General features: G+C 65.0%; 7 protein-coding genes. 3 read left to right on the plus strand and 4 right to left on the minus strand.

Features of this window, described 5'->3' with window-relative positions; all coding sequences use genetic code 11:
- Positions 1 to 33: 33 nt before the first annotated feature.
- Positions 34 to 1,584 carry an undecaprenyl-phosphate glucose phosphotransferase gene (locus IVB32_RS10285; RefSeq protein ID WP_018455131.1) on the minus strand — a complete coding sequence of 517 codons (1,551 nt, stop codon included), beginning with the start codon at positions 1,582 to 1,584 and terminating at the stop codon, positions 34 to 36.
- 120 nt (positions 1,585 to 1,704) lie between these two features.
- Positions 1,705 to 2,838, minus strand: a complete 1,134-nt coding sequence (locus IVB32_RS10290) for a glycosyltransferase family 4 protein (RefSeq protein ID WP_085362135.1) — start codon at positions 2,836 to 2,838, stop codon at positions 1,705 to 1,707.
- Positions 2,839 to 3,041: 203 nt separating this feature from the next.
- Between IVB32_RS10290 and IVB32_RS10295 the strand changes: the two genes are divergently transcribed.
- Positions 3,042 to 5,318, plus strand: a complete 2,277-nt coding sequence (locus IVB32_RS10295) for an exopolysaccharide transport family protein (protein ID WP_247369851.1) — start codon at positions 3,042 to 3,044, stop codon at positions 5,316 to 5,318.
- A 5-nt stretch (positions 5,319 to 5,323) separates the two neighbouring features.
- On the opposite strand, the gene IVB32_RS10300 is transcribed toward IVB32_RS10295, so the two are convergent.
- Positions 5,324 to 6,505, minus strand: a complete 1,182-nt coding sequence (locus IVB32_RS10300; RefSeq protein ID WP_247369853.1) for a GNAT family N-acetyltransferase — start codon at positions 6,503 to 6,505, stop codon at positions 5,324 to 5,326.
- Between the two features lie 126 nt (positions 6,506 to 6,631).
- Here IVB32_RS10300 and IVB32_RS10305 point away from each other — a divergent pair, with 126 nt between their 5' ends.
- Entirely contained in the window at positions 6,632 to 7,675 is a 1,044-nt protein-coding gene (locus tag IVB32_RS10305) for a polysaccharide deacetylase family protein (RefSeq protein ID WP_247369856.1), read from the plus strand.
- 21 nt (positions 7,676 to 7,696) lie between these two features.
- Here IVB32_RS10305 and IVB32_RS10310 read toward each other — a convergent pair whose 3' ends face one another.
- Complete coding sequence (locus IVB32_RS10310; RefSeq protein ID WP_007603477.1) at positions 7,697 to 7,918, minus strand: DUF2842 domain-containing protein; 222 nt, start codon at positions 7,916 to 7,918, stop codon at positions 7,697 to 7,699.
- A 93-nt stretch (positions 7,919 to 8,011) separates the two neighbouring features.
- On the opposite strand from IVB32_RS10310, the gene IVB32_RS10315 reads away from it, so the two are divergent.
- On the plus strand, positions 8,012 to 8,447 hold a 436-nt coding region (locus IVB32_RS10315), incomplete at its 3' end, for a COX15/CtaA family protein (protein ID WP_247410292.1).

Genomic DNA, 8,447 nt, shown 5'->3' on the forward strand with positions numbered 1-8,447 from the left:
CGCACAAGGAGGGGCATGACGGAAAAATTCAACTCAATACGCGTTCTCGTTCTTGGTCAGCAGCGAGATCGGCGTCTTCAGCAGAATGACGAGATCGAACAGCACCGACCAGTTCTCGATGTAATAGAGGTCGAACTCGACGCGCTTCTGGATCTTCTCTTCGTTGTCGATCTCACCGCGCCAGCCGTTGATCTGGGCCCAGCCGGTGATGCCGGGCTTGACCCGGTGGCGGGCGAAATAGCCGTCGACGGCTTCGTCGAACAGGCGGCTCTGCAGCTTGCCCTGCACCGCATGCGGACGCGGGCCGACCAAAGAGAGATCGCCGGAGAAGACCACGTTGAAGAGCTGCGGCAGCTCGTCGAGGCTGGTCTTGCGGATGAAGCGGCCGACGCGGGTGACGCGCGAGTCGTTCTTGGTCACGACCTTCGAGGCCGTCGGATCGGCCTGATGATGGTACATTGAGCGGAACTTGTAGACGTCGATGCGCTCGTTGTTGAAGCCGAAGCGCTTTTGGCGGAACAGCACGGGTCCGGGGCTGTCGAGCTTCACGGCCAGCGCTACCAATCCCATCACCGGCAAGGCCACGAGCAGCGCGAGGGTGCCGACCACGCGGTCGAACAGCCATTTCATCACCAGGTCCCAGTCGGTGATCGGCGCCTCGAACACGTCCAGCGTCGGCACCTCGCCGATATAGGAATAGGAGCGGGGGCGGAAGCGCAGCTTGTTGGTGTGTGCGGAGAGGCGGATGTCCACCGGCAGCACCCAGAGCTTCTTCAGCATCTCCAGGATGCGCGTCTCGGCGGAGATCGGCAGCGCGAACAGCACGAGATCGACGCGGGTGCGGCGGGCGAATTCGACGATGTCGTCGACCTTGCCGAGCTTGCGCGCGCCGGCACAGGTGTCGAGCGCGCGGCTGTCGTTGCGGTCGTCGAACACGCCGAGCACATGGATGTCGGAATCCTCCTGCTGCTTCAGCGCCTCGACCAATTGTTCGCCGTTGCGGTCGGAGCCGACGATGATGGTGCGGCGGTCGAGCCGGCCCTCGCGCCCCCAGGCGCGCACCAGCGAGCGCAGCACCAGACGCTCGCAGAGGAGCGCGGCGAGCCCGAGGACGTAAAAGGCGGCAAGCCAGAGCCGCGATATTTCGCTGCCGAACTTGGCGAAGAAGGAGATGCCGATGAACAACAGGAAGACGAACGACCAGGACGAGATCATCCGCGTCATCTGCCGGAGCTGACCGCGGAACAACTGCACCTGATAGATGTCGGCGGCTTGGAAGCAGACCACAGCGGAGACCGCGACGGCGATGATCTGCGCGGGATAGATCCAGCTGAAGGAGCCGGCGTGCGGCATGACATAGCCGAGATAGAGTACGATGCCGACGAGGCTCAGCAGCGCGAAATCGGCGAGGCGCACGAAGCCGGTGATCACGATCGGCGAATAGGCGCGGGCGACCTTCTGGTTGACGACGTCGAGCGCGGCGGCCGAGAGCCGTTGACGCCGCTCCACAAAGGGCCGGTCAGCCGGCTTCGCCGCGGCGCTGGTCGCGGCATCGAGCATCGAGCGTGCGTTGAGCGGTTCCACGGGCGTCCACGTCCATTCCAAAAACCCGCGGGCCACGTCCTTGCGTCCCGGGCGAGCATCCCCTGGCGCTTGGATTATCGGACAAATCGGAAGATTCTCTAAAGCGGGTCTTAAGAATGGTTAGTGATTGGTAAATGCGTCGCGATAGCCCGCGAGCACGCCCTCGACCATGGCCTGCTGGGAGAAATGCGCGGAGATGCGCTCGCGAAGCGTCAAGGCGCGCTGCGCTGTTCCCAGCGGATTGTCGAGCGCGGCCGCGATCGCCTCCGCCATGGCTTCCGCGTTGCTCGGCGCAAACAGCGCCGGGTTCTCCGCGCCGAAAATCTCGGGAATGCCGCCGATCTTGGACGCGATCATCGGAATGCCGGCGGCACCGGCCTCGATCACGACATAGGGCATGGAATCGCCACGCGACGGAACGACCAACAGCCGCCCCTTGGAGAAGCCGTAGCGTGCCTTGACGTGACCGATGAAGCGGATGGCGCTGGAGAGGCCGAGCCTCTCGACCTGCGCTTTCAGCGCCGCGGTCTCCTCGCCGTCGCCACCAAGAGTCAGTGTGACCTTCTTGCCGCCCTCGTGCAGGCGCGCCACCGCGTCGACCAGCAGATCGGCGCCCTTGATGTGCCTGAACTCACCGACATAAGCGAGGTCGGTGGCGTCGTCGGCCATGACGACAGGTTCGAATTCCTCCGGCGTCACGCCGTTGAAGACGCAATGCACCACGCCCTTCGGCTTGCCGACGATGCGCTGATAGGTGTCGCGGGCAAACGCGCTTTCGAACAGGAACAGGTCGGTCGCATCCATCAGCGCACGCTCGAGCCGCGCGTAAAACTCGCCCTTGAGGGTGTTGAGGGGATAATGCAACGAGCCGCCATGCGGGGTGTAGATGCGGATGGTGTCGTCGGATCGCCGCCGCATCCGGATGAAAGCGCCGGCCTTGGCGCCGTGGCCATGCATGACGTCGGGCTTGAGCGTGGCGATCAGGCGCCGCAAGCGAAACCAGACCAGGACATCGTCAGGCGACGGTTCGCGGCGGATCGCCATCCGGTGCACGCCGAGCTTCAGCCGCGGTGCGAGCTCGGCAAGGGCCTTGTCGGCGCGCTCACCGCCGGTGAGACTGTCGGCGAGAATTCCGACGTGATGGCCACGATCGACCTGGCCGTTGGCGACGTCGAGGATGTGGCGGAAGATGCCGCCGACCGGAGCGCGCACGGCGTGCAGGATGCGAAGCGGCTGGTCGGGAGAGGGGGGCATGATCAAAACCAGCGCTCGACGGCGAATGCTCGAACAATCTGACGAAATATCGAGACGGATTAAGAGGCCTCGTGGTTAACAAACGGTGACGGACGCACCTGCGCGAGCCGCCCGACGCTGCGATTAACCCAGCGGCAACCTTAATGGAGTGTAATCGCCCTGGTTGAGGTAGGTTCGTGGCGTTGCGCCTGCGGGAGTGTTCGATGCGTTTAGCGTTCTGGCGTGCCGGCAAGGACAAGGCGGTGGTCAAGCGGGCTGTCTCGAAGGCAGCAGCCAAGCGGGCTGAACTCGAGCCCAGCATTGAAGCAAAGCCTGCGCCCGTTGCTCCGCGGTCGGCGCCAGTCGAATCCGGCGACATCGACCTGCACGCGCTCGGCGCGGCATTGGCGCGCAAGCGCGGCTGGATCATCGTTCCGACGGTGCTGGCGCTCGTCGCATCCATCGCAATCGTCAATCTCATCACGCCGCGCTACAAGTCTGAATCCCGTATCCTGATCGACGGCCGTGAGAACGTGTTTCTGCGGCCCAATAGCGATCGCGCCGAGGAACGGCAGGCGCTCGACGCCGAAGCCGTCACCAGCCAGGTGCAGCTCGTGCTGTCGCGCGATCTCGCGCGCGAGATCATCAAGAAGAACAAGCTTGCGGAGCGGCCCGAGTTCGATCCGGTGCTGCAAGGCGTTTCGCCGCTGAAGTCTCTTGCGGCGCTGGTCGGCATCGGCCGCGATCCGTTCTCGATGACGCCGGAAGAGCGGGTGCTGGACGCCTATTACGAGCGCCTCCAGGCCTACGCCGTCGACAAGTCACGCGTCATCGTGATCGAATTCCAGTCTGCCGATCCCGATCTCGCCGTGCGCGTCGCCAATTCGATCGCCGACGGCTATCTCGTGCTCCAGCAGGATGCGCGCCAGGACCAGGCCCGAAACGCCAGCCAGTGGTATGCCGGCAGGATCGATGAGCTGCGACGGAATGTCTCCGAGGCCGAAGCGAAGGCCGAGGACTTCCGCTCCAAGTCGAGCCTGTTCGTCGGCACCAACAACACGACGCTATCGAACCAGCAGATGGGCGAGGTCAACACCCAGCTCAACAATGCGCGCGCGCTCAAGGCCGATGCCGAGTCCAAGGCGCGCCTGATCCGCGAGATGATCCAGAGCGGCAAACCGATCGAATCGTCGGAAATTTTGAACTCGGAATCGATGCGCACGCCTTCGCAGCAGCGCGTGGCGTTGCGGGCCCAGCTGGCCGAGCAATCGTCGACGTTGCTCGGCAACCATCCGCGCATCAAGGAGTTGAAGGCGCAGCTCGCCGACCTCGACACCCAGATCCGCGACGAGGCCGCCAAGCTCGCCCGCACGCTCGAAAACGATGCGCGTGCCGCCAGCGGGCGCGTTCAGGAATTGTCGGCGAGCCTCGAGCAGCTCAAGAAGCAGGCGACGGCCACCAACGGCCAGGACGTGCAGCTCCGCGCCCTCGAGCGTGAGGCCAAGGCGCAGCGCGACCTGCTCGAAACCTATCTCGCGAAGTACCGTGAAGCCAACACCCGCGAGACCATCGACACCGCGCCGACGGATGGCCGCATCATCTCGCGCGCCGTTGTCTCGAACACGCCGGCCTATCCGAAGAAGCTGCCGATCGTGCTGATCGCGACGATCGCGACCCTGCTGCTCTCGTCGGGCGTCGTCATCACCGGAGAGCTGTTGCGCCAGACCGCGCCCCGTGCGGTCGCGGTATTCACGCCGGCGCTCACGCGGGGGTCGGCTCGCCAGGAACAAATCGTCCAACCGGTGGTCGTCGAGCCCTTCGTCGATCCGGTCGTCGATCCGGTCATGGCGGACCCCGCGCCGCTGCAGCCGGAGATGACGGCCGATGCCGATGTCAGCGAATTCGCGGCGATCGAGCGTCTGGCCGACAGCCTGCGCGCCGCCGGGACCATGGCGAAAAAAGTCACGGTGCTCGGCACCGCGAGCGGCGAAGCCATCACACTGTCGACGCTGACATTGGCCCGGCATCTGGCGCGCGACGCACGGGTCGTCGTGGTCGATCTCGCCGCGTCTTCGCCGACCATGGCCGCCGTGTCCGTCGATGCCTCGGCGCCCGGCCTCGCCGAACTGATGCAAGGCGAGGCCTCGTTCGCGCAGATCATCACCCGGGACAAGCTTTCGCGGCTGCATTTGGTCATGGCCGGCCGTCCCGGCTTCGATCGCAGCCTGTTGCAGTCGCCCCGAGTGACGCTTGCGATCGACGCGCTGCTGCGCGCCTACGACCACGTGCTGCTCGATGCCGGCAGTGCCTCCGACCTTCCGGCGGAGCTCCTGACGGCGAATGCCCGCGCCGTGGTGGTGCCCGACGCGTCGATGGCGCCGGATGCGCGCGCGCTGATGTGCGAGCAGCTCAGCGCCGTCGGCTTCAGCGAAGTGACGATGCTGAACAGGCCGGTGCAGCCGTCGGAGGCGAGGGACGCGCCGCGCGTCGTGGCGGCGTAGGCAGATTACCCGAACGCTCGCCGCAGCCGCTGCGCCAGGTCGAACAACATCTGGTTCTGTTTCACCAGCCGCTTGCCGTGGCTCAGCGAGGACATCGCCATCGCCGCGAGCTTTCCGCGTGGCGTTAGCGGAACAAAACTGTCGAAGATGTCTTGGTCGTCCTTGCAGAACATCCGCTTGTACTCGTCCGAGCCGATGCCGAGGTCGAGCGAGCGGTAGCCGCGCTCGGCGCAGCGGTCGATGATGTAGCGCATCAGGATCAGCCCGGGGCTGTAGCGGGCGTGCTCGGACATCGTGTAGGTGTTGAACATCATCGAGAAGCGTTGGCCGTCGGCGACGCCGGCAAAGATTGCGATCACCTCGTCGTCGCATTCGAGCGCGTGGATGTCGATGGTGCGGCCGTCTCCGCGTGGCGCAAGGCAGGCGCTGCGGACGAATTGCTCGACGCCGGGCTCGGCGAAGACGTTGGGAAGCTTCTGTTCGGCCATCCGCGCCGGCTTGATACGGAAGAACCAGTCGAGCAGGCGGGTGATGTCCAAGTCGGTGGTCGCCAAATGATAGCGATAGCCGGGGAGCGCCTGGAGCTTCTTCTCCTTGCTCTTGAGGCGGCGGCGGAAGGAGTTGCTGATCCGCGATGCCGGCGGACCGCCCGGTTCGATCGTGAGCAGCGGGCAGCCGTTGATCGCGCTTTGGCGCGGCAAATGCGCGAACGGGTTCTGCTGGTCGTTCCAGTGCAGCGGCTGCTGCGTCAGTGCGAGCACGTCGGCATGTTCGTTGAGCGGCGCAAGCAGCGCGTCGAGATCGCCGCTGGCGACCTGCGCTGCAAATTCGGCGTTCCACAAGCCCATGTTGAAGGTCGTATGCTTGCCGCCCATGAAGCAGGCGGTGCGCACGCCGTGGCTTTGGCGCAGCGAGAGCGGCAGCAGCAGCAGCGGCCGATGCTCGGAGTCGCGGGCAATGACGATAAAGGGGCGGGCGCGTTCCTGCTCGCCGACCAGACGCTGCCAGGGACTGAGCAGATCAAATCGCTGATAGGGCGTGAAGAGATGACCGGGCTGCTCGAAGGCGCGCCAGACGGCCTCGGCCGCGCCGAGATCGGTCACGATATCGACATGCGCGATGCGACCCGCTTTCGACTGCGCTGGCAATTCTGCCGTCCGGCTTTGCATCGCCGCAGCCATGGTCATTCGCGAACCTGTCGAGAAATCAAAAATATGCGTAATTCGGCCTGTGGCCGACCTTTGCAAAGAAATGTCAACAAAGGGTAATGACTATAAGAGGGGACCGGCCGCCGACGGGCGCGAGGTGGGACATTGGCATCCGACGACAGATGGCTGGAACGGCTGCGACTTGAGCTGACCTGGTTCACGGGCCAGGCTGCGCTGCGCAGTCGTGGAGCCGGCGCCATCCTGCGCTTTGCGCATGTGCGGTCGCGCCGGCGCGGCGGGTTTCAGCCGCTGCGCGAGAACGAGATCACGCCGCATTTCCTCGATCGCGCCATTCGCGCGCTGAAGCGGTGGAACTATGATTTCGTCGGCATGGACGAGGTCTGCCGGCGCGCGGTGACGCTGTCGGAACAGCGGCGCTTCGTGGCACTCACCTTCGACGGCGCCGGCAAGGATCTGATCGACTTTGCCTATCCGGTGCTGGCGCGCCACGCCGTGCCCTTCACGATCTATGTGCCCACGGCGTTTCCCGACGGCGTCGGTGAGGCCTGGTGGCTCGGACTCGAACAGGTGATCGCGCGCGAGAGCCGTGTCAGTCTCTTGATGGGCGAGAAGGAGCAGCGCTTCACTGTGACTGGCAACGCGGAGAAGCAGGCGCTGTTTTCGTTCCTCGAGGCCTGGCTGCGCTCGCTGCCGCCGGCGGATGTGTCGGCTGCGATCGCAGACCTCTGCACGCGCTACCGGGTCGACCTTGCCGCGCTCTCACGCGAGGCATCGATGAATTGGGAGGATCTGGCAAGGCTTTCGGCCGATCCGCTGGTGACAATCGGCAGTGCGACCGTGAACTATCCCGTTCTCGCCAACATGAAGGATGCGGCCGCGCTGCGCGAGATGACGATGGGCAAGGCAGTCGCGGAAACGGCCTTCGATCGCGACATCCGGCATCTCGCCTTTCCGTTCGGTGATCGCGCCTCGTTCCGGCGCAGCCATGTCATCATGGCGGAGGAGGCCGGTTTTGCCAGCGCGGTGACGACGATCCCGGGCGTGGTGGACGCGGAGGGACGCACCAATCTGCGCGCGCTGCCGCGCATTTCCTGGGATGGCCGGGTGCGCTCGCTGCGCATGATTCGGGTGCTGGTGTCGGGGGTCGCTTTTGCGCCGGTGAAGCCGACCGGGACTGCTGCGACCTAGAAGCGCTACGAACTGGAAGCGCTACGAACTCGACTTGGCCCGATCGGGCCGCTGCATCCAGCTCACGATCGGCATGGCCGGCAGCACCCAGCCCATGCCGACCACCACATAATAGATGGCCTGGCGCCAGCCGGACTCGGCGATCCACGGCATCTGCGCCAGCGCCATGCCGAGCAGGGCCCAGACGGTGGCGAGCACCAGGAGCAGGATGGTGCCGAGGAACTTGCGAGTGCGGATCGTCATGGCGGAATATCGCGGCTTTCGCGTAACTTGCGCTGCGGGAGCGGGGGACTATAAGGGGCACGCAGTCCGGTTCAAGCTCTGGTTTTGCCTCGAATGACGACGAATTCCGCCCCGTTCGAACCGCATCGCGCCGTGCGTTGGTGGCTGATCTCAGTGGCTGCGCTGATCGCGCTGATGGTACTGGTCGGAGGCGCAACGCGGCTGACGGAATCCGGGCTCTCGATCGTCGAGTGGAAGCCGGTCACGGGCAGCGTGCCGCCACTTTCGGAAGCGCAGTGGACGGCGGCCTTCGAGGCCTACAAGACGATCCCGCAATATCGCGAGCTCAACGCCGGCATGAGCCTGTCCGAGTTCAAGCAGATCTTCTGGTGGGAATGGAGCCATCGGCTGCTCGGCCGTTTCATCGGCGTCGCCTATCTGTTGCCGTTCCTGTTCTTCCTCTGGCGCGGCGGCCTGTCCGGTGAGTTGAAGCGGCGGCTGTGGCTGTTGTTCGCGCTCGGCGGCCTCCAGGGCGCGGTCGGCTGGTGGA

Origin of the sequence: Bradyrhizobium sp. 23, from assembly GCF_023073295.1 — a bacterium.
Classification (GTDB): domain Bacteria; phylum Pseudomonadota; class Alphaproteobacteria; order Rhizobiales; family Xanthobacteraceae; genus Bradyrhizobium; species Bradyrhizobium canariense_D.

Bases quoted from the DNA above. Each gene is read 5' to 3' on its own strand.
- IVB32_RS10300 (WP_247369853.1), bottom strand. From the start codon at position 6,505: ATGACCATGGCTGCGGCGATGCAAAGCCGGACGGCAGAATTGCCAGCG.
- IVB32_RS10310 (WP_007603477.1), bottom strand. From the start codon at position 7,918: ATGACGATCCGCACTCGCAAGTTCCTCGGCACCATCCTGCTCCTGGTG.
- IVB32_RS10290 (WP_085362135.1), bottom strand. From the start codon at position 2,838: ATGCCCCCCTCTCCCGACCAGCCGCTTCGCATCCTGCACGCCGTGCGC.
- IVB32_RS10295 (WP_247369851.1), top strand. From the start codon at position 3,042: ATGCGTTTAGCGTTCTGGCGTGCCGGCAAGGACAAGGCGGTGGTCAAG.